Annotated in this window: 24 protein-coding genes and 1 tRNA gene; 10 read left to right on the top strand and 15 right to left on the bottom strand. The window is 63.3% G+C overall.

Translation table 11 applies throughout. The features are described 5' to 3' along the window. Position 1: 1 nt before the first annotated feature. The 10 genes from INQ42_RS05265 to INQ42_RS05220 all read right to left on the bottom strand — a co-directional run bounded on the left by INQ42_RS05265 (position 2) and on the right by INQ42_RS05220 (position 9473). Positions 2-1630, bottom strand: a complete 1629-nt coding sequence (locus INQ42_RS05265; protein WP_407070802.1) for a calcineurin-like phosphoesterase C-terminal domain-containing protein — start codon at positions 1628-1630, stop codon at positions 2-4. A gap of 130 nt (positions 1631-1760) precedes the next feature. Continuing rightward, positions 1761-2378 (bottom strand): bifunctional phosphoribosyl-AMP cyclohydrolase/phosphoribosyl-ATP diphosphatase HisIE, encoded by a 618-nt coding sequence (gene hisIE, locus INQ42_RS05260; RefSeq protein WP_194035445.1) that lies wholly within the window; start codon positions 2376-2378, stop codon positions 1761-1763. Then, positions 2365-3144 (bottom strand): imidazole glycerol phosphate synthase subunit HisF, encoded by a 780-nt coding sequence (gene hisF, locus INQ42_RS05255; RefSeq protein WP_194035444.1) that lies wholly within the window; start codon positions 3142-3144, stop codon positions 2365-2367. The genes hisIE and hisF overlap by 14 nt, the downstream gene beginning before the upstream one ends. After that, positions 3138-3935, bottom strand: coding sequence for a 1-(5-phosphoribosyl)-5-[(5-phosphoribosylamino)methylideneamino]imidazole-4-carboxamide isomerase (gene hisA, locus INQ42_RS05250; protein WP_194035443.1), 798 nt, complete (start codon positions 3933-3935; stop codon positions 3138-3140). Before hisA ends, hisF begins: the two co-directional genes overlap by 7 nt. Positions 3936-4012: 77 nt before the next feature. Further along, positions 4013-4630, bottom strand: coding sequence for an imidazole glycerol phosphate synthase subunit HisH (gene hisH, locus INQ42_RS05245; protein ID WP_194035442.1), 618 nt, complete (start codon positions 4628-4630; stop codon positions 4013-4015). After that, entirely contained in the window at positions 4627-5700 is a 1074-nt protein-coding gene (gene hisB / locus INQ42_RS05240) for a bifunctional histidinol-phosphatase/imidazoleglycerol-phosphate dehydratase HisB (RefSeq protein WP_194035770.1), read from the bottom strand. The genes hisH and hisB overlap by 4 nt, the downstream gene beginning before the upstream one ends. 5 nt (positions 5701-5705) lie before the next feature. Further along, on the bottom strand, positions 5706-6821 hold the full coding sequence (hisC, locus tag INQ42_RS05235) for a histidinol-phosphate transaminase (RefSeq protein WP_194035441.1): 1116 nt from the start codon (positions 6819-6821) through the stop codon (positions 5706-5708). Beyond that, a complete protein-coding gene (gene hisD / locus INQ42_RS05230) occupies positions 6818-8146 on the bottom strand; it encodes a histidinol dehydrogenase (RefSeq protein ID WP_194035440.1) in 1329 nt (442 codons plus the stop codon). The genes hisC and hisD overlap by 4 nt, the downstream gene beginning before the upstream one ends. Continuing rightward, the gene (hisG, locus tag INQ42_RS05225) at positions 8143-9054 is read right to left on the bottom strand and encodes an ATP phosphoribosyltransferase (RefSeq protein WP_194035439.1); all 912 of its coding nucleotides are present in this window, start codon (positions 9052-9054) and stop codon (positions 8143-8145) included. The genes hisD and hisG overlap by 4 nt, the downstream gene beginning before the upstream one ends. Before the next feature lie 95 nt (positions 9055-9149). After that, positions 9150-9473, bottom strand: coding sequence for a YerC/YecD family TrpR-related protein (locus INQ42_RS05220; protein ID WP_194035438.1), 324 nt, complete (start codon positions 9471-9473; stop codon positions 9150-9152). A 170-nt stretch (positions 9474-9643) separates the two neighbouring features. On the opposite strand from INQ42_RS05220, the gene INQ42_RS05215 reads away from it, so the two are divergent. Next, positions 9644-11518: a sensor domain-containing diguanylate cyclase gene (locus INQ42_RS05215; RefSeq protein WP_194035437.1), complete on the top strand. Its 1875-nt coding sequence runs from the start codon at positions 9644-9646 to the stop codon at positions 11516-11518. Positions 11519-11524: 6 nt separating this feature from the next. Here INQ42_RS05215 and INQ42_RS05210 read toward each other — a convergent pair whose 3' ends face one another. Both INQ42_RS05210 and hisS read right to left on the bottom strand, forming a co-directional pair. Then, positions 11525-13411: an HAL/PAL/TAL family ammonia-lyase gene (locus INQ42_RS05210; RefSeq protein ID WP_194035436.1), complete on the bottom strand. Its 1887-nt coding sequence runs from the start codon at positions 13409-13411 to the stop codon at positions 11525-11527. Next, positions 13408-14790, bottom strand: a complete 1383-nt coding sequence (gene hisS, locus INQ42_RS05205) for a histidine--tRNA ligase (RefSeq protein WP_194035435.1) — start codon at positions 14788-14790, stop codon at positions 13408-13410. The genes INQ42_RS05210 and hisS overlap by 4 nt, the downstream gene beginning before the upstream one ends. A 136-nt stretch (positions 14791-14926) precedes the next feature. Between hisS and INQ42_RS05200 the strand changes: the two genes are divergently transcribed. Both INQ42_RS05200 and INQ42_RS05195 read left to right on the top strand, forming a co-directional pair. Continuing rightward, positions 14927-15003 (top strand) — tRNA-Pro (locus INQ42_RS05200). A 418-nt stretch (positions 15004-15421) separates the two neighbouring features. Beyond that, positions 15422-16339 carry a DNA-methyltransferase gene (locus INQ42_RS05195; protein ID WP_228064442.1) on the top strand — a complete coding sequence of 306 codons (918 nt, stop codon included), beginning with the start codon at positions 15422-15424 and terminating at the stop codon, positions 16337-16339. On the opposite strand, the gene INQ42_RS05190 is transcribed toward INQ42_RS05195, so the two are convergent. Then, a complete protein-coding gene (locus tag INQ42_RS05190; protein WP_194035433.1) occupies positions 16305-16853 on the bottom strand; it encodes a restriction endonuclease in 549 nt (182 codons plus the stop codon). The two genes, INQ42_RS05195 and INQ42_RS05190, sit on opposite strands and share 35 nt — an antisense overlap. Further along, a complete protein-coding gene (locus tag INQ42_RS05185) occupies positions 16843-17064 on the bottom strand; it encodes a helix-turn-helix domain-containing protein (RefSeq protein ID WP_194035432.1) in 222 nt (73 codons plus the stop codon). The genes INQ42_RS05190 and INQ42_RS05185 overlap by 11 nt, the downstream gene beginning before the upstream one ends. 262 nt (positions 17065-17326) lie before the next feature. Between INQ42_RS05185 and INQ42_RS05180 the strand changes: the two genes are divergently transcribed. The 4 genes from INQ42_RS05180 (at position 17327) to INQ42_RS12890 (ending at position 19969) form a co-directional block, all read left to right on the top strand. Beyond that, positions 17327-17758 carry an Ltp family lipoprotein gene (locus tag INQ42_RS05180; protein WP_228064441.1) on the top strand — a complete coding sequence of 144 codons (432 nt, stop codon included), beginning with the start codon at positions 17327-17329 and terminating at the stop codon, positions 17756-17758. Between the two features lie 222 nt (positions 17759-17980). Continuing rightward, positions 17981-18490 (top strand): hypothetical protein, encoded by a 510-nt coding sequence (locus INQ42_RS05175; RefSeq protein WP_194035431.1) that lies wholly within the window; start codon positions 17981-17983, stop codon positions 18488-18490. 120 nt (positions 18491-18610) lie between these two features. Beyond that, positions 18611-19057, top strand: coding sequence for a hypothetical protein (locus INQ42_RS05170; RefSeq protein ID WP_194035430.1), 447 nt, complete (start codon positions 18611-18613; stop codon positions 19055-19057). A gap of 492 nt (positions 19058-19549) precedes the next feature. After that, entirely contained in the window at positions 19550-19969 is a 420-nt protein-coding gene (locus INQ42_RS12890) for a hypothetical protein (RefSeq protein ID WP_228064395.1), read from the top strand. 120 nt (positions 19970-20089) lie between these two features. Here the strand turns inward: INQ42_RS12890 and INQ42_RS05165 are convergent, their stop codons facing one another. Beyond that, on the bottom strand, positions 20090-21049 hold the full coding sequence (locus INQ42_RS05165) for an IS110 family RNA-guided transposase (RefSeq protein ID WP_194035429.1): 960 nt from the start codon (positions 21047-21049) through the stop codon (positions 20090-20092). 200 nt (positions 21050-21249) lie between these two features. Between INQ42_RS05165 and INQ42_RS05160 the strand changes: the two genes are divergently transcribed. The 3 genes from INQ42_RS05160 (at position 21250) to INQ42_RS05150 (ending at position 23829) form a co-directional block, all read left to right on the top strand. Further along, positions 21250-21861, top strand: a complete 612-nt coding sequence (locus tag INQ42_RS05160) for a DUF1294 domain-containing protein (protein ID WP_194035428.1) — start codon at positions 21250-21252, stop codon at positions 21859-21861. Positions 21862-21985: 124 nt separating this feature from the next. After that, a complete protein-coding gene (locus INQ42_RS05155) occupies positions 21986-22447 on the top strand; it encodes a methyltransferase family protein (RefSeq protein WP_194035427.1) in 462 nt (153 codons plus the stop codon). A gap of 950 nt (positions 22448-23397) precedes the next feature. Further along, on the top strand, positions 23398-23829 hold the full coding sequence (locus INQ42_RS05150; protein ID WP_194035426.1) for a hypothetical protein: 432 nt from the start codon (positions 23398-23400) through the stop codon (positions 23827-23829). The last annotated feature ends 115 nt before the right edge of the window (positions 23830-23944 follow it).

Genomic DNA, 23944 nt, shown 5'->3' with positions numbered 1-23944 from the left:
CTTATTCGCTCGCGTCCTGCAACCGGTAGGTCGTGTGCGCCGTCTGTTCGCCGATCCAGCGATCGTGCGTCCGTACCTCGACCCGGTGTTCGCCGATCGGCAGGTCGGTGGGCAGCGCGCCGCGCCAGAGGTGGCGACTCGGCTTGGCTTCGGGTGAGCGGTCAAAGCCGCGCAGCGCTTGCGCCTCGTCGTCGCGAACGTTCTCGACCAGCAGGCGGGGATCGGCCTGCACCACCTTGCGCATCGGCTTCCATTCGCCGTCGCCCACGCGGTACTCGACCTGGCTGTCGTCCATGCCCATGAACACGTTGGCGTACACGCCCCAGGCCGGATAGGCGCCGCGCCGCAAAACGCGCGGCGCATGCAGCGCCATGGCGTGGGTGAATCCGGGCTGGTTCGCCGGCAGGCGCGCCGGATGCCAGCTCAGGGCGTATTCGCCGGACGCGCCGATCTCCAGGCGTGCGTAGCCGTTGGGCGTGCCATCGGCCATCATCGAATCCGGGATGCCCGCCTCGTCCTTGACCCCGGACCAGAACGCGCCACAGGCCGCGCCGACGTTGTACTCATGCAGCGGAGTCGGGCCGTTCCAGCCCTCGGCGGCGCCGTGGTGGAAATGCTGCTGGACGTGGGTGTGGCCGCTGAGGAGAAGCACGTTGTCGAAGGGCTGCAGCAACTGGAACAGCCGCTGCCGGTCGGCAGCGCGGAAGGTCTCCGCACCGGTCGCGGCCGCGGTGTTGAAGAACGGGATGTGGGCGCCCACCACCAGCCGGGTACCCGGGGTCAGCGTGGGCAGGTAGGCCTCGAGGAAGCCAAACTGGTCCTCGCGCAGGCCACCGACGTAGCCGGCGCCGGGCAGATGGATGACGTCATCCAGCAGGACGATCGCCGTGCCGCGCTCCTCCCAGGCCACGGTGTCCGGGCCGAAAACCCGGCGGAAGGTCAGCGTCGAGTCGGCATCGGAGGCAGCGTCCAGGTCCATGTCGTGATTGCCCGGCGCGTGCAGCCACGGCACGCCCAGTGTCGCGGTGCGGGCGTTGATTGACGGGTACAGCGACAGATCGTCATCGACGATGTCGCCCAGGCTCAGTCCCAGTTGCGCGGGTGCGCCCTTGCGGATCGTGTCCAGGATGTCGCGATCGTAGTAGTCAACGTCGACCAGCGATTTCACCTGCGGGTCGGCCATCAACAGCACCTGCAGATCGCCCGCCGGCGCCGGGCGGGGCTGCAGCACCACATCCATGCTCAGGCGCGTGTCCGCGGGGATGCCGCCGTACTGGAGCTCGGGCGAGCCGGCGGGAAAGTAGTGCTGCCAGAACGCCGGCAACCCGTCGGCGCGGGTGGCGAAGGCGTAGTCCGCGGGCTTCACTGCAAACACCGTGTCACCCGGGCGGACGGTGATCCGGTAGCTGCCGTCGGCGGCGCTGCGGACGATGTCGCGACCGTTGGAGAGCTTGACCCCGGCCACGCCCGCCTCATCCGGGTCGCGCTGGCCGTTGCCGTTGGCGTCCGTGTAGACCACGCCGGTGAAGTCCGCGCCTTGCTGCGCGACGGCCGGGGCCTGCGCGGAAGCCGGCAGCGGAGTCCAGACCAGCGCTGCGCCCAGGCCCAGCGCCGCGAATGTCGGCCGGATCAGCGGCGCACGGCGGTGAGGTGGACGAGCCGAGGGGTGAAGGGATGCGCGCATGCGGGCCGTTCCGTTGCAGAGACAGGATCGAAGCCTAGCAGCGCCGAACGCCAGGCGAGTCCCCCCGAAGCCGCACTCAACCGGCGCGGTCGGCGCGGTGGCGCTCGCGCATCACGGCAATCGCGGCGTCCAGCGAAAGCCCGCGCGCGCGCAGCAGCACCATCAAATGGAAGATCAGGTCAGCCGCCTCACCTGACAGCGCCTCGTCGTCCTCGGCCACGGCGGCGAGTGCAGTCTCCACGCCCTCCTCGCCGACCTTCTGCGCGATGCGACGGATGCCGCTTTCGAACAGGCTGGTCGTATAGCTTCCGGCGGGCCGCTCGAGCTCGCGCTGGCGAACGACGTCATCGAGCTCGGCCAGCAGGTTGCCCGGCGCTTCCGGGAAGCAACTGGCGCGGTCGAGATGGCAGGTCGGTCCCTGCGGCCGCGCCAGCACCAGCAGGGTGTCGTCGTCGCAGTCCGCCTGCAGCGAGACCAGGTTGAGGAAATTGCCGGAAGTCTCGCCCTTGGTCCAGGCCTGCTGCCGGCTGCGGCTGTAGAAGCTGACCTTGCCGGTCTCGCGGATGGTCTGCAGCGCGGCGCGGTCCATGTAGCCGAGCATCAGCACCCGCAGCGTATCCGCGTCCTGCACGATGGCGGGCAGCAGCCCGCTGGCGGGGTCCCAGGCGAGCGAGTCGGGATCAGGAAACGGCATGACGCACCTCGATGCCCTGCGCATGCAGGTACTGCTTGAGTTCGGGAATGGCGATGGCGCCGGAATGGAAGACGCTGGCGGCAAGCGCGCCGTCGACGTCGACACGGCGGAACAGGTCGAGGAAGTGCCCGGAAGTCCCCGCCCCGCCGGACGCAATCAGCGGCACCGCGCAGACCTCGCGCACGCGCTGCAACTGTCCGATGTCGTAGCCCTCGCGCACGCCGTCGCTGCCCATGCAGTTGAGCACGATCTCACCCGCGCCCAGCTCCTGCACCTGCGCGACCCACTCCAGGGTGGTCTTCGCCAGCGCCCGGGTGCGCTGCACGTCGCCGGTGAACTGGCGCACGCGCCACTGGCCGTCCTCATCGCGCAGGCTGTCCACGCCCACGACCACGCACTGGACGCCGAACGCGTCGGCCAGCTCGGCCACCAGTTCAGGCCGTTGCAGCGCCGGCGTGTTGATCGAGATCTTGTCGGCGCCGGCGTGCAGCACCTCACGGGCATCCGCCACGCTGCGGATACCGCCGGCAACGCAGAACGGGATGTCGATGACGCGCGCGATCCGCTCGACCCAGCCCTTGTCTACGTGGCGTCCCTGCGGACTGGCGGTGATGTCGTAGAACACCAGCTCATCGGCGCCGGCATCGCGGTAACGCATGGCCAGCTCGACGATATCGCCGACATCGACGTGGTCGCGGAAACGCACGCCCTTGACGACGCGGCCATCGGCGACGTCCAGGCAGGGGATGATCCGCCGGCTCAGCATGGACGCTCCTCGGCCAGCGCCGACGCCAGGTCCAGTCGACCGTCCAGCAGCGCCTTGCCCAGGATCGCGCCGCTGCAGCCCGCGTCGCGCACCGCAGCGATGTCGGCGGTGTCGCGCATGCCGCCGGAGGCCTGCAACTGCATGTCCGGTGCCAGCGCGAGCAGGTGGCGATAGAAATCCAGGTTGGGGCCGGCCATCATCCCGTCGCGGGCGATGTCGGTGCACAGCAGGTGGCGCAGGCCTTCGCCGGCGTAGCGCGCCAGCAGGATTTCCAGCGAGACATCGCTGGCGCAGGTCCAGCCGGCGGTCGGCAATTGCCAGCGCCCGTCTTCGTCCTGGCGTGCGTCCAGCGCGACGGTGATGCGCTCGGGGCCGAAACGGTGGATCCAGCCGATCACCTGGTCCGGCTCGCGCACCGCCAGCGAGCCGACGACGACACGGTCCGCACCGACCTCCAGGATCGCCTCGACATCGGACTCGGTGCGGACGCCGCCGCCGGTCTGGATCTGCAGGGCCGTCGTCTGCTTCAGTTCGCGCAACAGCGGTTGCAGTGTGTAGCCGCCCGCACGCGCCGCGTCGAGGTCGACCAGATGCAGCCAGGACGCGGCCGCATCGGAATAACGCCTGGCAACGATGGCCGGCTGGTCGGGGTAGCGGGTTTCGCGGTCGTAATCGCCCTGCTGCAGACGGACCACGCGGCCGTCGCGCACGTCGATGGCCGGATAGACGACGAATGCGTCCGGGGTGGGCCGGGCCACTGCGACGGCAGGACGCGGTTCGGGGGAAGGCATGCAATCAACTCCGGGAATCATGGGTGTGACACATCGTGAGAAGAAGCGGCCATGGACAAATGGGCGCGCGCGCCCGCTCACGTAGTGATCGTCAGGAAGTTGGCGAGCAGTCGCATGCCCACCGTTGACGAGCGCTCGGGATGGAACTGCGCCCCGTAGCGGTTGCCGCTGCGCACCACCGCGGAGAACGTGCTGCCGTGTTCGCACGTCGCCAGCGTCCGCTCGTCGACCGGCGCGGCGTAGCTGTGGACGAAATACACATGCGCGCCGTCCGCGATGCCTTCCAGCAGCGGATCAGCCTGGGAAAACTGCAGGGTATTCCAGCCCATGTGCGGCACCCGGATGGCGGGACTGCCGACGGTGGCAGGCGATGCGGCCAGTTTCCGCACCGTGCCCGGAATCGGCCCGAGACACTCGACATCGCCCTCCTCCGAGCCCTCGTACAGCAGCTGCATCCCTAGGCAGATACCCAGTACCGGCTGGGTCAGCCCGCGCAATACGCCAATCAGATCGCGCTCGCGCAGTCGGGCCATGCCGGATGCCGCGGCGCCGACGCCGGGCAGGATCACCCGTTCTGCCGTCGCAATTTCCTGCGGGTCGCGGCTGACCCGGACGTCCGCGCCCAAGCGCTCGAGCGCGTAGCGCACCGATCCCAGGTTGGCACCGCCTGCATCGACCAGAACCGTTGCGCTCACAGTGTTCCCTTGGTGCTCGGCAGTTCCCGGCCTTCGCGCCGGATCGCCTGGCGCAGGGTGCGCGCGACCGCCTTGAACCCCGCCTCGACCTTGTGGTGGTCGTTGTCGCCGTGGACCGACAGGTTGAGGTTGATCCGTCCGCCTTCGCACAGGGATCGGAAGAAATGCGGCACCAGTTCGGTCGGCATGTCGCCGATCATCTCGCGCTGAAACTCGCCGTCGAACACGAAATACGGCCGACCCGAGAAATCCAGCGCGGCGCTGGCCAGCGTCTCGTCCATCGGCAGGGTGAATCCGTAGCGGCCGATGCCGCGCTTGTCGCCCAGGGCCTCACGCAGCGCCTGGCCGAGCGCCAGCGCGCTGTCCTCGATGGTGTGGTGCTCGTCCACGTGCAGGTCACCCTCGCACTCCAGCTGCAGCGCGAAACCGCCGTGCTTGCCGATCTGCTCGAGCATGTGGTCGAAGAACCCCAGGCCGGTCGAGACCTGCGGCTCGGCGACGCGGTCCAGGTCGACCTCGACCCGGACGCGGGTCTCGCGGGTGTCGCGGGTGACCACCGCGCGGCGTGGCGCATCGGCCAGCTCATGGGCGATGCCGGGCCAGTCCCACTCACCGCCGAACCGCTCGGTACGCAGCTGGAACCCGCGGATGCCCATGTTGTGGGCGAAGCCGTTGTCGGTTTCACGGTCGCCGACCATCGCCGAGCGTTTCCAGTCGATTCCGCGGTCCTTCAGCAGGTGCAGGGCCAAGCCGATTCCCGGCTTGCGCGTGGGCGCGTTGTCGGCCGGCCAACTGGTGTCGATCAGCACCTCGCGGAAGGTGATGCCCTGGCTCTCGAGGATCTGCATCATCAGCTGCTGCGGACCGTCGAACGCCTCCTGCGGGAATGCGTCGGTGCCCAGGCCGTCCTGGTTGGTGACCATCACGAACTCATAGCCGGCGTCGCGCAGCTTCAGCATCGCCGGCACGACGTCGCGGACGAAGCGCAGCTTGCACAGGCTGTCGAGCTGGAAATCGTGCGGCTCCTCGATCAGGGTGCCGTCACGATCCACGAACAGGATCGGGGTCAGACCACTCATTGCGTGCGCTCCAAAGTGTTGATGGCGTCGATGACGCGGTTGTTCTGGTCACGGGTACCGACGGTGATCCGCAGCGCATCGCCAAGTCCGCTGGCGGCGCGTTGATCGCGGACGACGATGCCGGCGGCAAGCAGGCGCGCCATCGCGGCGTCGGGCTCGTGGAACCGCACCAGCAGGAAGTTGGCCTGCGACGGATACACCCGCCGGACGGCTGCGCTGTCGGTCAGCGCCGCGTGCAGGCGCTCGCGCTCGGCGAGGACCTGGGCGACGCCCGCATCTGTGCGCGCGATCGCCTCGGCCGACAGCGACCGGCAGGCAAAATCGATGCACGGCGTTGGCAAGGGATACGGCGCCTGGCAGCGACGGAGCACCGCGATCAGGCCGGCGTCGGCGATCACGCTGCCGATCCGCGCACCAGCCAGTGCGTGCGCCTTGGACAGCGTCCGCAGCACGGCGATATTGGGTTGACGGTCGATCAGGGACGCCGCCGAGGCGACCTCGCTGAATTCCCCGTACGCCTCGTCGACCACGACCAGTGCGCGGTCCTGCAACGCCCGCGCCAGCGTCTCGATGCGCTCCAGCGGCAGCGCAGAGCCGGTCGGATTGCCCGGCGAGCAGAGGAAAACGATCTTGACCGGACCCGCGGTTGCCGCACGCTCGATCGCCGCGAAATCGGCTTCAAACCCGATCGGGCGATCCGGCGCTTCGTTGTCCAGCAGCGGAACCTCGATCACCGCGGTGCCGTGCAAGCGAGCACTCACGGCGTACATCCCGAAGGTCGGCGGGGTGACCAGCACCGCGTCGGCGCCGGGCCGGCACAGCGCGCGGACGAGCAGGTCGATGGCCTCATCACTGCCGCGCCCGACCAGCAGGCGGTCGGCGTCGCACCCGTACAGCCCCGCCAGCAGCGTGCGCAGCGCACCGGGTTGCGGATCGGGATAGCGACGCAGCGCGCCATCGGTATCGGCGGCATTGGGCGAAGGGGATTCGTTGGCGTTGAGCCAGGTGTCCCCGTCCAACGCGGCGGTTCGGGCCGACGCGTAACCGGCAAATCCGGCGAGGTCCTCGCGCACCAGCCGCATCGGGTCGGCTTTCACGGCGGACGCGCTCATGCCGCATCCAAGCGGCGCGAGACGGCCAGGCGGTGGGCATCCAGACCCTCCGCGCTGGCCAGTTCGACCGCGCAGGGACCGATCGCGCGCAGGCCCTGCCGGTCCACTTCCTGCACCGTGATCGCGAGCTGGAAGCTGGCGACGTTGAGCCCACCGACGAACCGGGCCGCGCCGCTGGTGGGCAGGACGTGGTTGGTGCCGCTGCAGTAATCGCCCAGCGCCTCGGGTGCCCAGTCGCCGAGAAACACCGAGCCCGCAACGCTCACCGACGGCAGCCAGCGGCGGGCGTCGCGCAGGGCGAGGATCAGGTGCTCAGGCGCGTACGCGTTGCTGATCGCGAAGGCGTCCTCCAGCGTCACCACCTGGATCATCCGCGCCGACTGCAGTGCCCGGCGCGCGGTCTCGACCCGTGGCAGCTCCAGCAGCTGCGCCTCGATCTGCGCAATGACGCGCTCGATCAGACCGTCGTCATCGCTGATGAGGATCACCTGCGAATCCGGGCCGTGCTCGGCCTGGGACAGCAGGTCGGCGGCGACGAATTCCGGGTTCGCGCCGGCATCGGCGATGACCAATACCTCCGACGGTCCTGCCGGCATGTCGATACCCACGCCCCGCTCCAACTGCGCGACCTGGCGCTTGGCTTCGGTCACATAGGCATTGCCCGGACCGAAGAGCTTGTCGCACGCCGGCACGCTTTCGGTTCCCAGCGCCATCGCGGCGATGGCCTGCACGCCGCCGAGCTTGAACACCCGGTCGATGCCGCAGGTTGCCGCCGCCACCAGCACGGCCGGATCCACGCTGCCGTCGGGACGCGGCGGCGTGCACAGCACGACATCGCGGCAACCGGCCAGCCGCGCGGGGATGCCCAGCATCAGCGCGGTGGATGGCAGCGGCGCGGAGCCCGCCGGCACGTAGAGCCCGACCCGCTGGATCGGCCGCAGCATCCGCTCGCAGCGCACGCCCTGCGCGGTATCCACCGCATACGGCTGGGTCATGCCGGCCGCGTGGAACTGCTCGATCCGGGCCGCTGCCTCGACGATGGCATTACGCAAGGCCGGCGCGGTTTCCGCTTGCGCCTTCGCAAACTCTTCCGCGGAGACCGCGAGGGTGTCGATGTCAACGCCATCAAAACGGGCGGTCAGCGCTCGAAGTGCCGCGTCGCCACCGACGCGGACTTCCTCGATCAACGCCGTCACCGCGGCTGCCGTTTTCGCGCCATCGGCCTGCGCCGGCCGCCGCAGCGCGTTCGCGCGCGCCGCCGGGTCCAGCGCGTCCCACTGCAGACGGTTCTGCGGCCCGATCGCCGCGATGGATGCGCGGCTCATGCCAGCATTCCTTCCACTGGCAACACCATCAAGCCCATGGCGCCGGCGCGCTTGAGGTCCTCCAGCCGCTGCCAGGTGAGGTGGCCGTGGCACAGGGCCTGCAACGCCAAACGATCCGCGCCGTCGACCTGCATGACGGTGGGCGCCTCGGCATCGGGCAGCAACGGCAGCAGCTCCGGCAGGCTTTCACGCCTGGCCTGGAACAGCAGCAGCTTGCTGTTGCGGATCCGCAGCGCGCCGTCCAGACGGCGCAGCAACAGCTCCACCAACTCGCCGCGCGCTGCGTCCAGATCCTGCATCGGGCCGGCAAGCACCGCCTCGCTCTCGAACAGCGTGACCACCGGCTTCAACTGGTTCGCCGCCAGGGTCGCGCCGCTGGAAACCAGGTCGCAGATCGCGTCGGCCTGCCCGAGCCGCGGCGCGATCTCCACCGAACCGGACAGCAGCACCACCTCGGCCTGGACGCCCTCACGCGCCAGCCACTCAGACAGGAGCGCCGGATAACTGGTCGCGATGCGCTTGCCCGCCAGCTGCGCCGGAGACTCCCACGCCTCGCCTTCGGGGATCGCCAGCGCCAGGTGGCAGTCGCCAAAACCCAGCGCGCGCCATTCCCTGAATGCCGGCGCTGCCCCGGAGGCGCGCCGGGCGCCGTCCTGCTCGGCCATCACGTTGCGCCCGACGATGCCCAGGTCGCAGACGCCGTCGGCGATCAGTCCGGGAATGTCGTCGTCGCGGACCAGAAGCAGGTCCACCGGCAGCGATTCGCCGTAGCAGAACAGCCGGTCACGGCTTTCCCGCCAGCTCATGCCGCAGGAGGCAAGCAAGGCCCGCGCGGGCTCGGCGAGGCGGCCGTTTTTCTGGATGGCGATACGCAGGCGGTCGCGGCCGGCGGGAACGGGTGGGGTCATGGGGAAATCCGGAAGCGTGCATCGTGCCCGTGGGCAGCAACGCAGTGACGAAATGGGGGGAGGAGCGAGACAGCGAGGGTGGAGCGGAGGGGAGCTCAGGCGCCGCCTGGATGCAACTCCGGCTCGATATGGCGGATCGCCGCGGCATAGCCGCCGGCGCCATGATCGATGGTCCGGGCCACCCGCCCGATGGTGGTGACGCTGACCTGCGTGCGCGAATGGATCTCGCGATACGGGATGCCCTGCAACAACAGCGGAACGACCCGCCAGCGCCCGGTCATGGCTTCAAGCTCCGCCGGGGTGCACAGATCGAGCAGAAAGGCGCGCACGTCGTCGCGGCTTTGCAGGGCGACAAGCGCGTCGGAAAGTGCGTCGAGGTCGTCTGCCGGATCGTGCGAATTGCTTGCTTGTTGCTTCATGTGGGTTGTAACAATGTAATAACGTGCTATTACGTTATTGCACGTCCCTTGTTCCGTCAAGGGTGTTGCAGGGGTAGGATTCTGTTGGGGACAGGCACCGCCTGTCGCAGTCGCGGCACGCGTGCGGGTCGGCGAGCAGGAGATCGCAAAGGCAGAAACGGGGATATCCGATGAAGGGCAGGAGGCTGTCGGGATGGGGCGGCGTGCTGGCGTGGCTGGCACTCGCGAGCGTGTCCGTGGCTTTGCATGCGGCTCCCACTGCCACCATCGATCCCGTCGAGACCCGCCCCGTCCTGCAGCTCGACATCCAGACCTCGCGCCTTGAGCTCACGCCCTACGTCAGCGTCTATCACGATCTGGAAGGCCAGGACGACCTCGCCGCCGCACGCAAGGTGCTGGATTCCGGCGGATTCGTACCGCTGCCGGGCAACAAGACCGCCTTTGGCTTCCAGCCCGGCGCGCTCTGGTTCCACACGCGCATGGTCAACTCCAACGCGCGGGAGCCCCGCTGGCTGCTGGTGCAGAAATACGCCCTGAGCGACCACATCGAGGTGCACACGCTGCATGCCGATGGCCGCGTCGACACCCACGTCGGCGGGGACGCCCTGCCCTTCGAGGCACGCAGCATCCGCTATCGCACGCCGAATTTCTGGATCAACGTGCCACCCGGGCCGCCGGTGGACCTGCTGGTGCGCATCAGCAGCCAGAGTTCGATGCAGGTACCGCTGTGGCTGTACACCCCGGGCGCGTTCGCCGAGGTGTCGCGCGACGCCCAGTTCGGCATCGGCCTGTACTACGGCATCCTGCTCGCGCTGTTTTTCTACAACCTGGTGCTGTGGCTGCGGCTGCGGGACCCCAGCTACTTCTGGTACCTGCTGCACATCTCCGCGTTCGGGCTGGTGCTGTTCACGCTCAACGGCCTGGGCTTTGAATACCTGTGGCCGAAATCACCGTGGCTGGCCGACAAGGCCGTGCCGCTGTCGATCTGCCTGGCCCAGGTTGGCATGCAGCAATTCGCCCGCTACTTCCTGGAGTTGCGCACGCGTTGGCGGCTCGGGGACCTGATCGGCCTGGCGATGATCGCGTTCTTTGTGGCCTGGGGAATCGCGTCCATCTGGCTCCCTTACCGCATAGCGACGCCGGTCGCCTCGGCCGCCGTGTTCGTCAGCATCGCCTGGATCGCCATTGAGTCGATCGTGGTGACCGCGCGCGGCTACAAGCCGGGGCGCATCTTCCTGCTCGCCTGGGGATTGTTCCTCCTTGGCACGGGAATGTTCGCCGCGCTGGCGTTTGGGGTGTTGCCGAAAACCTTCATCACCGAATACGGCGTGCAGATCGGCTCGGCGACCGAGATGCTGCTGCTGTCCATCGCGCTCAGTTATCGCTACTCGGCGCTGCGGCACGAGAACGAGCGGATCATCCGCGCGGGTCGGGAAGAACTGGCGCAGAAGGTCGAGCAGCGCACCTCCGAGCTTCGCCTGGCGCTGGACCAACTCGGCCACGCGCACGCCCGCCTGCGTGAATCCAGCCAGCGCGACAGCCTCACCGGCCTGCACACACGCGCGCATTTCATGGACCGGTTCCAGCAGTTGATGACCGAGGCGCACCGTTTGCACCAGCCGCTCTCACTGCTGATGATCGACCTGGACCACTTCAAGGAGATCAACGACCAGCATGGCCACCTGGTCGGCGACGAGTGCCTGCGTTTCAGCTCGCACGTGCTCGGCCAGGCCTTGCGCGAGCACAGTGCGCTGTTCGCGCGATTCGGCGGTGAGGAGTTCGTCGTCGCCCTGCCCGGCAAGGACCGCGAGGCAGCCATGCGCGTCGCCGAGGGTCTGCGCCGCGGGCTGGATCAAGCGCCGTGCGAAACGGCCGGCTTGACGATCCACCTCACCGCCAGCATCGGCGTGCACCAGTTGGACCTGGACGGCAGCACCCAGGTCGCCGCCGCCCTGCAACAGGCCGACGACGCGCTGTACCGGGCGAAAGCGGAAGGGCGCAATTGCGTGCGCTGGGACGTCGACCAGCCGACGCCCGCCATCTGACGCGGTTCAGCTGCTGCGCGCAGCCGCCAGCACGTCGCCGTCCACGACCAGTTGCACCGCAGCCGCGACATCGCGATCCAGGGCGCGGTCGCGCTCCAGGAACGGGATCCGCGTCCGGATCGCGGCATGCGCCGCGGCCACCGCGTCGCCTGGATGGAAGGCCTCCGCCTCCGCCAGCTCTCCGCGCAGGGCATCCACCTCGGCCAGGAACGCCGCATGGTCTTCGGCATTGCGCGGGGCGCCCTGGATTTTCGCCGCCAGCGCTTCCACGTCGCCCTGCCGGGCCAGCTCGCGGGCGGCGTTGATCATGTCGGTGCGCAGGTCCAGCGCCTGGGCGGCGGTGTACAACTCCAGGCCCAGCACCTTGCCCAGGTCATCGGCCATCGCCAGCACGTGCCGCGCCTCGTTGGCGCCCATGGATACGTGGTCCTCGGCATTGGCGCTGGTGGGGATGGAATACACCGAGGCCGGCATCGCGCGGCTGGTGAGATCGTTGACGATCGCCGCGGCGGTGTACTGCACGATCATGAAGCCCGACTCGGTAGCGTCCTCGTTGCCGATCAGGAAGGCCGGCAGGCCGTCGTTGGTGGCGGGGTCGACCAGCTTGTTGAGGCGGCGCTCGGAGATGCTCGCCAGCACCGGGATGGCGGCCTTGACGTAGCTCATCGCCAGCGCCAGCGGCATGCCGTGGAAGTGGCCAGCGGAAATCACCTGCTGCTCGACGTGCTCGGCATCGGCGTCGGGGAAGATGATCGGGTTGTCGGTCAGCGCGTTGAGTTCGATGTCCAGCACGCGGGCGGCCTGCGCGACCGCGTCGCGGACCGCGCCGTGCACCTGCGGGATGCAGCGCAGCGAGTAGCTGTCCTGCGGCTGGTGCTTCTTGCCGCCCTTGAACGGACGAAAGCGGGTGTAGAACTTCTCGCGCCCGTGGCGCTGGTCCAGCGGAACCCAGTTCCAGCCGATGTCGAATCGCAGCGCCTGCGCCTCCGGCGTCTCCCAGCTCTGCGCCGTCCACGGCTTGAACGTCGGGACCAGGTGATAGGGAATATCCGACAGGGTGGAACCTTCCAGCAGCTTGCGCAGGTGCGCAGCGACTTCGACCTGACCGGGATGCGGCCGCAACTCGTGGACCTTCCCGGCAAACGCGCCCAACCGGCCGGCGAACGCATCGATGGTCATCGCCGCGGCGAGGTCGGCCGTATCCAGCAGGTCCTCCAGTCTGGACAGCGCCAGCACGCCGCAGGCGAGCATCTGCGCGGTGCCGTTGTTCAGTGCCAGGCCTTCCTTGTAGGACAGGGTGACCGGCGCCAGGCCTGCGCGTTCCAGCGCTTCGGCGCCGCTGATGCGCTCGCCCTGATAGAACGCCTCGCCACCGCCCAGCAGCACGATGGCGAGATGCGACAACGGCGCGAGGTCGCCCGAGGCACCGACGGAACCCAGCTGCGGCACCACCGGCACGATGCCTGCGTTGAGCATCGCCACCAGCGCCTGCAGGGTCTCCACCCGGACGCCGGAGTGACCACGCATCAGCGTGTTGATGCGGATGCACAGCATCGCCCGCACCACGTCGGCCGGGAACGGTTCGCCCACGCAGACGGCGTGGGTGACGATCAGGTTGCGCTGCAGTTCCGCGTGCAGGCTCTCGCCGGTCGGCTCTTCGCCTGGAAGCGCCTCGCGCACGCGATGCGCACCCAGCAGGCGGTCGGCGTTGCTGCCAAAGCCGGTGGACACGCCGTAGATGGGCTCCTCGCGGCGCACCTGCTCGGCGAGGAAATCGGCGGCGCGGGCGACGGCGGGCAACTGCTCGGCGGCAAGTTCGACGTGGGCGCCATGGGCAACCGCGACCAGCCCGCCGCGGGTCAGCGAGCGCCCGTCAAGACGGACCGGCTTCATCGCTGCACCTCCGGCTGGGCCAGCTCGACCCGCAACGCGCGCGCCAACTCCCCCCGCTCGACCTCGAACTGATCGGCGCGGCGCAGGTCCTTGACCGTCACCGTGCCCTTGGCCATCTCGTCCTCGCCCAGCACGACCACGAAGCGGATGCCGGCGCGGTCGGCGTACTTGAACTGGCGCGCCAGCCTGGACGCCTCCATCACCACCTCGGTGTTGATGCCGGCATGGCGCAGGTCGTTGGCGATCGCCAGGCAGTCCGGCAGCGAGCCGCTGTCCATCTGCGTCACCAGCACCTGCACCGAGCTGGCGGCGGTCTCCACCAGGCCGGCCTCGCGCAGCTGCCAGAACAGCCGGGTCAGACCGATGGAAATGCCGACACCCGGCAGTTTCGACTTGGTGTAGTGGCTGGCGAGATCCTCATAGCGGCCGCCGGAACAGATCGACCCGATCTGGGGGTAGTCATCCAGCGTGGTCTCGTAAACGGTGCCGGTGTAGTAATCGAGGCCGCGCGCGATGGAGAAATTGAGCGCGTAGTCGGACTCGGGAACGCCCATCGCCCGGACCAGCGCCAGCACCTCACGCAGCTCGGTGATGCCCTCGCGCAGCGCCTCGTTGCGCTCGCCCAGCGCATCCAGCTGCGCCAGCGCGTCGGCGTGCGAGCTCGAGCGAACCTGGACGAAGGTCAGGATGTTGTCGACGGCCGCTGCAGGCAGGCCGAAGTCCGGACCTGTCAGCGTCTCCCGCACATAGTCGGGACCGCGCTTGTCGATCTTGTCGACCTCGCGCAACACCCGCGCCTGCAGCTCGCCATCGGCGACGCCCTGGGCCTCGAAGAAGCCACGCAGCAGCTTGCGGTTGTTCAACTGGATGGTGAACCTGCCGATCGCCAGCTCGGAAAACACCGCGTGGATGACGGCGGGGATCTCGGCGTCGTAGCGCACCGACAGCGCATCCTTGCCGATCACGTCGATGTCGCACTGGTAGAACTCGCGGAACCGCCCGCGCTGCGCGCGCTCGCCGCGATACACCCGCTGCATCTGGTAACGGCGGAACGGGAACGTCAGATCGTGCTCGTGCTCGGCGACGTATCGCGCCAGCGGCACCGTCAGGTCGAAACGCAGCGCCAGCTCAGGAACGCCCTCCCCGCCGACGGCAGCCTTCTCGAGCGCGCCGGTGGACTGGACGAAATAGACCTGACGCTCGGTCTCGCCACCGGACTTGGTCAGCAGCACGTCCGACAGCTCCATGACCGGCGTCTCCACCGGCAGGAAGCCGAAGCGCTCGTAGTTGCGGCGGATGACGTCGAGCATGCGCTGGAAGGCAATCTGGTCACGGGGCAGCAGCTCCATGATCCCGGGAGGCGTACGCGGCTTGATCAAGCAGGACTCCAGTGACAGAACGTCGCGATAGATGGTGCACAGTTTAGCGGCCCGGCCCCCTCCATGCCGGCCCGGGCGCGGCACCCGGGCCCTTGCGCAGTCCGGTGACGGTGCTTACAATCACCGGCTCTGCAGTCGGGGTGTAGCTCAGCCTGGTAGAGCGCTACGTTCGGGACGTAGAAGTCGCAGGTTCGAATCCTGTCTCCCCGACCACTTGCCAGCCACGCGCTGCAAGGCAGAAAGCAAAAGCCGGCCATGTGCCGGTTTTTTCGTGCCTTTGGGGAAAGGGATGGTCGCTCCAGCGCAGCCAAGCGGACACAGCGCGGGCGCGATTGCGCTCGAGCGGACGTAATGCGATATTTCGGCCGGGGAACGACGTCTAGGGCTGAGCCGGGATTAGACACAAGTGTTATGCACCTCGCGTTGGGGTAACCCACTGATTTATCGGGTGCAGCCACTCAAAAAAAGACCCGGACTTCGGGATTAGACACAGGGAATAGGCACCAATCTGGTGTCGAACAGGTGTTAGCTCTCAGGCGGCCTGGAAATTTACGGAAAGTACTAGTTGCACTCGAATAGATAAATGACTACTATAAGTAGCAATTTCGAGGTGCTTATGTCTGATCAATTCTTGAACAAAATTTTCAACGGCGACTGTCGGGAAGTGCTGAAAGAGCTCCCCGATAATTATGTATCTGCATGTATTACTGATCCTCCCTACAATTACGAATTCATTGGTCACAAGTGGGATGACTCTGAAATACAAAGGCGTAAAGAGAGGATTAAAGATAGTAAAACACTAGTGAAAAATATCCCTTACGGTAGCGGTCTAGCTGGGGGAGTAAGGAATGATCGTTGGTATAAAAGAAATCGTGAGAACATTCTCGAATATGAAGACTGGTGCTTTCAGTGGGCAACAGAACTGTTTCGAGTATGTAAGCCTGGGGGAACTGTTCTAGTTTTTAACAGTACGAGAACTGTAGCGCATGTACAGGTAGCGCTTGAGAGAGCTGGCTTTTATGCTAGAGACATAGTCGTTTATAGGCGCTCCAGTGGTATCCCTAAAGGGATAAATATGCAAAAAAAACTTGAGAAGCTTGGGCACCAAAATCCTGAAGAGCTTGATGGTTGGCACAGTTGTTTGCGCAGTGAATGGGAAGCTATTTGCGTTCTGCAAAAGCCATTAAAAAATAACTACACTGAAACGTTGCTTGAATATGGAACTGGGTTGTTTTATACAAAAATGCCAGATGGTGGGTTTCAATCAAATATTTTAGAAAATATTAAGCGTGATAAAAACTCTGACTACAATGTCCACTGCACGGTCAAACCACTCGATCTAATGAATAAGTTGGTTGATATTTTTGTACCAAGAACAAAGGGCTCTATTGTTATCGATCCGTTTGCTGGGTCAGGCACAACGCTTGTGGCTGCAAAAAACTACGGAATAAACTATATAGGCATTGAGGTTGAGCCTTCCTATATAGATATAATAGAAAGAAGGCTCTTGGAGTCTAGCGATTTACCAAAAAGCCTTGCGCTTTTTTAACTAGGTATTCCTGTAAATCAAATCCGGATACATTTTTTATAAATTCGAATGATTGCTTGCCAATGTGGATCGTCCAACCTCCGATTCTGCAAGCAGTCATTGCGGCGGCCAGATTGTCTTCTCTTAAGAAGAGGAAGACAGGTTCATAGCCCTGCTCTCTCAGCAATGGGCCATATTGTTTGAATTTTTTGAGGGTGCCTGAATCGCCGGAACCAACCCTGTATTTTGTATCAATAGCATAGCCGTCTACACGTAGGTCGCAGGGTTCATCGGCACCAATTCGTAAGGCGGGCTGAAATGACGGAGAATTTTTACAGACTTCTATCACAAGTGATTCCCAGCACTTCCCTAACTCTCTACCCCAGTATTGCCGGTTTTCGCGTTTTAATTGTGGTGTAATGCCAAATGCATCCATGAGAATGTCGTGATCATCATTCTCATCGGAGTAAACCTTTGCTGTGAAAGATGCGTGGTACTTTGCTAAAACTGTATCTAAATTATCTTCAATGCTCATTATCTGTTCCAAGGAAAAAAGCGGCCAGCGGCTCATCAAGTGCCTGCGCTATTAATTCAGCATTTTTTAGGGTTATGTTCCGTTCGCCGCGCTCAACGGAGCCGATATACGTCCGATGCAAGCCGCAAATATCTGCAAGCTCTTCTTGAGATATGCCCTTGCTCTTTCTGAAGTGCCGAACTCGGAGGCCAAAAGTGTGTGTTATGCTCATTAGGAAATTCTGGACAAATGAATACTATAAGTCGACCGACTATAAGTAGCATCAAGAGCTAACAAAGCGCTGCTGTCGGACAAATTTTCCGCTGCGCTCCAAATTTGCCGCGGAGCGCGGCGTTAGATGCTAGGGGGAGTGCATGGGCACTGAGAAATGTAAAGACTGCGGAAAGACTGTTTCCACGTCGGCGTCCAAATGTCCGCATTGTGGAAGACAGCTTAAGCATGTTGTCACGGGGTCAAGGATTCTGATCCTTGCGTTGGCCGCTCTCTTGGTTGGCATGATTTACAGTTCTGGCAAGGCAGATCATGCAGAAGAAGATCGCCAAGCCCAGTTCCTTCAATCCATGCAAGACCTAGGTAGTGTGGGAGCCGATGGCCTGACTGGACCACGTGACAACGCGATTAGATCCGCCAACCAGTACCTGAGCTTTCAAGGATTTTCGCGTGACGGACTTATTGAGCAACTCTCATCCGATTATGGGGATGGTTATATTGTCGCGGATGCAACCACTGCGGTGGATAGCCTGACAGTTGATTGGAACGAACAGGCAGTTCGGTCTGCGCGGCAGTACTTGAGCATGCAGGGCTTCTCTTGCAAAGGCCTCATAGAGCAACTTTCGTCAAGTGCAGGCGACAAATACACAGTGAGCCAAGCAACTCACGGCGCCCGTCAAGCGGGTGCTTGTTAGTGGGTCGCAAAGTGCCAGCTCTGTACATTTTCTCCACTATTTCAATGGGGTGTCGGAAAGTGCGAGTACAGACTACTTGATCTCACTTCCGCCGGCCTGAGCATCTAACAATGCGTTCAAGCCGAAATTGCATCGCTACACCAGCCACATGGCAGAAGAAGCTTGCTATGTGCCCGGCTACTCGTTGCAATTCGGCTTAACTTAGGTGTTAGGGGCTAGGAAATGTACGGAATCGTGTTTGTAGCGCTTTTTGCCGTCAACGTCGGGCTCGCAATCTATCTAGCAGCGGATGCGAAGAGTCATGCACGACCATGGCGTATGTTTGCAGTCGGAACTCTAACGATCATCGTAGCCTACGGATTTTCGCAATCGGCAGAGTGGCTTAACTCCATAGGCGTTACAGCCAACGATCCGATTCTTCGCCATTTGGTAGAGCTGACTAATTTGATTTGTGGCGCCATGAGCGGTGCGCTTATCGGAACCGCCATTGCAAACCGGGCAAGGAGATTACATTCCGAGGAGTTCGCGGGGCTAACTGCCCTTCGCAATGCCCGTGCATCTGAATCAGATGATCTGCTAGAAGAATTGAGAAAGGCATTGGACTTCAAAAGCCACGATCCCGGAGATGTCGAACTTAACCGCAGAAAGATCGAGGCAGTTGAGCGCCTCGTCCATAAGGCGCTTGAAGCTCGGGAGGACCTCGACGCACAAATCTCCCGCATCGCGCCCTAACCATGCGTTCAAGCCGAAGCCGCTTCGTTCCACCAACCACATGGCAGGTACAACTTGCCATGTGGTTGGCTCCACTGCGCAGCTCGGCTTAACTTAGGTGTTAGGCCGCCTGGGAGCTACATGGCCAGTCCAACCAACAACCTTCTGGCAGTCGGCGCGGCGCTCAGCGGATTCGCTGCGCTGCTGCATCTGGCGTGTCTGGCAATGGGCGCTCCGCTGTTTCGGCTCTTGGGCGCCGGAGAGCGAATGGCACAGCTGCATTTAGCCGGCCACTGGTATCCCACTGTCGTTACCCTGGCCATTGCCGGCGTTCTTGCCGTTTGGAGCGCTTACGCGCTGTCCGGTGCCGGCGTGATTCGCAAGCTGCCGTTGCGGCGTACTATCCTCTCCGCAATCACGGCCATCTACGTCGTCCGGGGCGTCGCATTTGTGCCGGTCATGGCGTACTTCCCGGGAAACAGCATGACGTTCTGGGTCGTAAGCTCCTCAATCTGCCTGCTGATCGGAATCGTCCACCTTGTGGGCCTTCGGCAGTCTTGGGGCAGGCTGTCGGGCGGCGCGGCCTAACAATGCGTTCAAGCCGAACCCGCTTCGTTACGCGGCCCAGGCGGCAGGTAAAGCTTGCCACTTGGTCCACTCCACTACGCGGGTCGGCTTAACTTAGGTGTTAGGCCTCAAAAACAACTTCGAGATAGAGATGGCTACTACTCGCAGATTGACGCCTCGTAAGGCGCTAATGTTTTTCACGTTCGCGCTTGTGGGATCACTGACCGGAACTTTGGTCGGGCCTCGCATCGTTGGGGCGTTTGACGGCTCACCGGTGTGGCTTCTTCCTGGCATTTTGTGCGTCTTAATTCTGCTCGCGTTGATCGTTGCTTACATGGCATTTCGCCTTGCTACGAAGAGCAAGCGGCCAAGGCACTCCAAACAAGACGACGCGGCCTAACAATGCGTTCAAGCCGAAATTGCATCGCTACACCAGCCACATGGCAGAAAGAGCTTGCCATGTGGCCGGCTACGCGCTGCAATTCGGCTTAACTTAGGTGTTAGGGCGCTGATATGAGTTCACAGTCAATCAATTTTCGTTTTTGGCTACGTGCCGCAACAATCACTGCATTCGCTCTGGCGCTTACTGTGGTTGCAACCACGGTCATTGTGTCTTGGTCCCTTTCTGGCACGCTTGAGTGGGCCTTATTTGCAGCATCACTCGGTGGTGCCGTTGGCTCGCTCCAATATCGTACGGCGCTTGCGGTGCCTGCTGTATCCCGGCATTGCGGATTTGTTTGGCTCCTGTCAGTCACTTGGGCCTCGGTATTTCTGCTTGCCGCGCTCAAGGCCGGAGAACCATACCCAACTGATCACTGGTCGTTTCTTGCAAAAATGGGCGCAATGCTCGGTCTGGCTGCAGCAATGTCCCTCATGTGTTTCTTTCCCTTAAAATGGCTCCAGGGCGGTGGCAGTCCTCGCTACGCGCCCTAACAATTCCTTCAAGCCGAAACCGCTTCGTTCCACCAAATACATGGCAGATAAAGCTTGCCATGTATTTGGCTCCACTACGCGTTTCGGCTTAACTCAGCAACTGTCTTGCAGTCCTGCTGCTCAGACCATCGCATGCCCCTCCGCTCGCAGCTCGTCGCGTCGCCTGGCATTGACGATTCCCAGCAGCTTGCGCATGCAGGCCACCAGAGCGATCTTGCCCAGCTTGCCGCGCTCCCGTAGCTGCAAGTAATGCGCTTTCATCATCGGATCCCAGCGCACCGCCGCCAACGTGGCCATATACAGCGCGACTCGCACCGAGGATCGGCCGCCGCGGATGCGACGTTTGCCGGAACCTTGTCCACTGTCGCGATTCATTGGTGCCACGCCCACCAGCTTTGCGATCTGCCTGCGATCCAAGTGCCCAAGTTCGGGAAGCAAGGCGAGCACGGTCGCCTGGAACACCGGACCCAACCCTTTGCTGGATTGAACCGCCGGTGTGGCGTGTTCTTTAACCAGAGTACGGATGGCGGCATCGATCGCAGCCTGTTCGCGCACCAGCGCAGCGATGGTTCCGGCCACCAGCTTGCGCACCTCGCTGGGGGCCATCGCGGACTGTTGTTTCTGTGCCTGCAATGTCATGACAACCTGGCTGCGTCGACGCAGCCAGCTCCGCAGTTCGCGCTGCCAGAGCGGCAGTGCCACATGGCAACGCAGACGATCCGCAAACAGGTCGGCCATCAGTGCCAGCAGGCGGGCATCGATGGCATCGGTCTTGGCCAATTCACCGGTGGCCCGGGCAAAGTCCCGTGCCTGCCGCGGGTTCACCCGTGCGATCCACAGACCACCATCGCAGCACGCTTCCAGCAGCGCCTCTTCGTAGCCGCCGGTGGCTTCCACCACGATCCTGGTCGCCTTCAGCGTTCGCAGTCGCTTGACCGCCTTGGTAATCCCCGCCCTGGTATTGGGATAGCGGGTCACCGCTGCCTGCCCGTTAACAGCCAGATCAAGGCTCGCCTTTCCGACGTCGATCCCCACTGCCGTCATGTCGATTCTCCGATACAGTTGGCGGGTCGAGAGCATCGCGTCCGAGGCCCACGCTTATCAGTTCGAGGGACACCTCGAGCAACTGTTCGGGCGCAGGGCGCGAGATCCGGCATGCGGCCCCTGCTGAATTACGGTGGGCTGACACCGAGGTGTTATCGGGCGCGCATGCCGGGCTCTCGGCGCTCAGCGTAGGGCAACTTCAAGACATAAGGTGTTAGCTGCCAAATGGACTTTCCATGAGATTCGTAGGAAGAATTTCCGACTGGAACGAAGTCAAAGGCTACGGCTTTGTTACACCACATGACGGTGGAGACCGCGCCTTTGTTCATATCAAAGCGTTCCAGTTCGGGTCTCGCAGGCCAGTTGACGGCGACCTCATCTCATACGCGGCAGCAAAAGATGCCCGCGGCCGAACAACCGCAACAGACGCACGGCACGCCGGTCAGAAGATCCAGCAACGTAAGCCATATAGGCCGTTGCCGCGGCTGGCTCTTGGTGTCATTTTCTTGGTCGCGGTCACACTAGGCTTGCTCTTTGGCCGCGTCCCGGCGGTGATCACAGTCGGCTACATGCTGCTTAGCTGCGTGTCTTACATCATGTATTCGCTGGACAAGGCTGCTGCTGGCAAAGACATGCAGCGGACTCCGGAAAGCACGTTGCACCTAGCGGACTTGCTGGGTGGCTGGCCTGGTGCGCTCATTGCGCAGCAACAGTTCCACCATAAGACTGTAAAGGCGTCGTTTCAGCAGGCCTTTTGGGTTACGGTACTCGTCAACATTGCAGTTGTCGTTTGGCTTGTGCATAGCGGCCTTGCACACGCAATCACAGCTACGCTGCTTGGCACCTAACTCGTCGTTCAAGCCGAACCCCCGAAGTCCCACTTTCAGGCAGAGTCATTGCTCTATTTCCGCCAACGTCCGGCCCACGCGTTGGGGGTCGGCTTAACTACGGTGTTAGGCCTCACTCCGACCTATGCGATGGCTTGAGACAAAAGTACCGCCGCCGTTCGTCATGTTGCTACTTGGCGCGGCCGCATTTGGTGCTTCCCAGCTTCTACCTGCTCTCGCGTTCGCGCTGCCCTTGCGCACCTTCGCTGCTATCGCGTCCGCATTGGCGGGCTTGGCGCTCAACGTCCTTCCCAAGCTGGCCTTTCAACATGCTGGCACCACGGTCAATCCGCTCAGGCCAGGCTCAACCACGCAGCTGGTCACATCGGGTATCTATCGGTTTACCCGCAATCCGATGTACCTGGGCCACGCCATGATTCTTCTGGGCTGGGCGCTCTACTTGCAAAACGCAGCCGCTCTGGTAGCCGTCCCAGCCTTCATGCTCTACATCTCACGGTTCCAGATTCAGCCGGAGGAGCGTCACTTGTCCGCTGGCTTCCCGCACGAGTACGCTGCACTGTGTAAGCAGGCCCCACGCTGGCTGTGAGGCCTAACAATTCGTTCAAGCCGAAACCGCTTCGCTACAGCAAAGACATGGCAGAAAAAGCTTGCCATGCCTTTGCCTCCACTACGCGGTTCGGCTTAACTCTGGCGTTAGGCATGCTCATGACACTACTCGCGGCCACAGTCCTTACAGCGGCACTCGCAAGTGCTGGTGGTTCTCCACCGAGTGCCTGCGTCGTTCAGTTTGCAAGCGGTGACTCGCACAGCAGCATTTCACAGCACTTTGCGGTCGCATTGGAGCAAGCAGTGCGTCGGGACAGCTCGCTTGGCATGGCGCGAACTTCTGGCGATTTCGACATCGAGTTCTATCTTGTTCGCTCGCCCGCTAACGACGTTCGGGCCTATCCGACTAACGATCGGTTTCGTGTGTTCTACGTCTTGAAGCAGCAAGACGAAAGATTTATCTCCGCAGACGTCCTTAACTGTTCGGGGCACGGGTCAGAGTGCGCGGATTCTGCTGCAAGGAGGCTTGTAGAGGCCTGCGCCCGCATACCTAACAAATCGTTCAAGCCGAACACGCTTCGTGGCGGCAAATTTCTAAGGTAATTTGTTGCCTCACTGCCGCCACAAAGCGTGTCGGCTTAACTCGGGTGTTAGGCGTCAGATCGCAGGCTCACGTTCGCGCTTAGTCACGTGCAACTACGGTCGCACTCGCCGTATCTCAAGCAGCGTCGGTGACATGGCCGCTGACCACCTTGCAGGGGCTCGGCAGCACCGCGCGCCGTGAGTTCTCGGCAACGCGTCCTCGCCACGAGACCCTTCCGCGCCTGGCTTGTCGCAGCCTGCCCTCGCCTCCCCCAGAAGGTCCGCCGCCTAACCATTCGGTCAAGCCGACCCCGGTCCGCGGGCTCCGTTCAAAGGTCTGGTTGGTGTGGCATCCTCGACTCCCAGTCTCCTCGTCCGGGGCGGCTTACCTCAAGCGTTAGGCCTCATATGAAGCATCTCGCCGTCATTGCGTTCTTCATGGTTCTTCTGGGCGGCTGCGGGCTGATTGAGCCGTCCGCCACCCACCGCTTTAGCACTAAACCCGGCACGTCTTCGGAAGCGATCTTCGCTTGTGCGGAGACCACTATTCGCATACTTAAGATCCAGCGCGGAACATGGAGTGACCTCATCACGGCACGGGATGCTAGTTCTGGCTTGTTTGAGACCAATCGGTTCAATGAGTCCAACATCGTTGGCATCCGGACACAGATCAGGTACGAGCCAGAAACAGGCGACGGACGCATCAAGGTCAAGGCAAGTGGGCCATACTTCACTGACCTAGGGGCTGATCAGGCAGCCGCGCAATTTGCGAGCGGCATTGCTGCGTGCCTGAGGCCTAACAATTCATTCAAGCCGACACCGCTTCGCGGCGCGGCTTAATTCTGGTGTTAGGTCGCAGAAAAAGTATCGTTCGTGGCACTTCGATGTCGTAACGACCGCTTGAATCGCATCACTATAGTTTCTGGTATCGCAACACGTGACTAATCCGCTCCGC

Origin of the sequence: Lysobacter avium (assembly GCF_015209745.1) — a bacterium.
Classification (GTDB): Bacteria; Pseudomonadota; Gammaproteobacteria; order Xanthomonadales; family Xanthomonadaceae; genus Novilysobacter; species Novilysobacter avium.
Note: the sequence above shows the minus strand (reverse complement) of the source record. Positions and strands in the feature narration are given on the sequence as shown.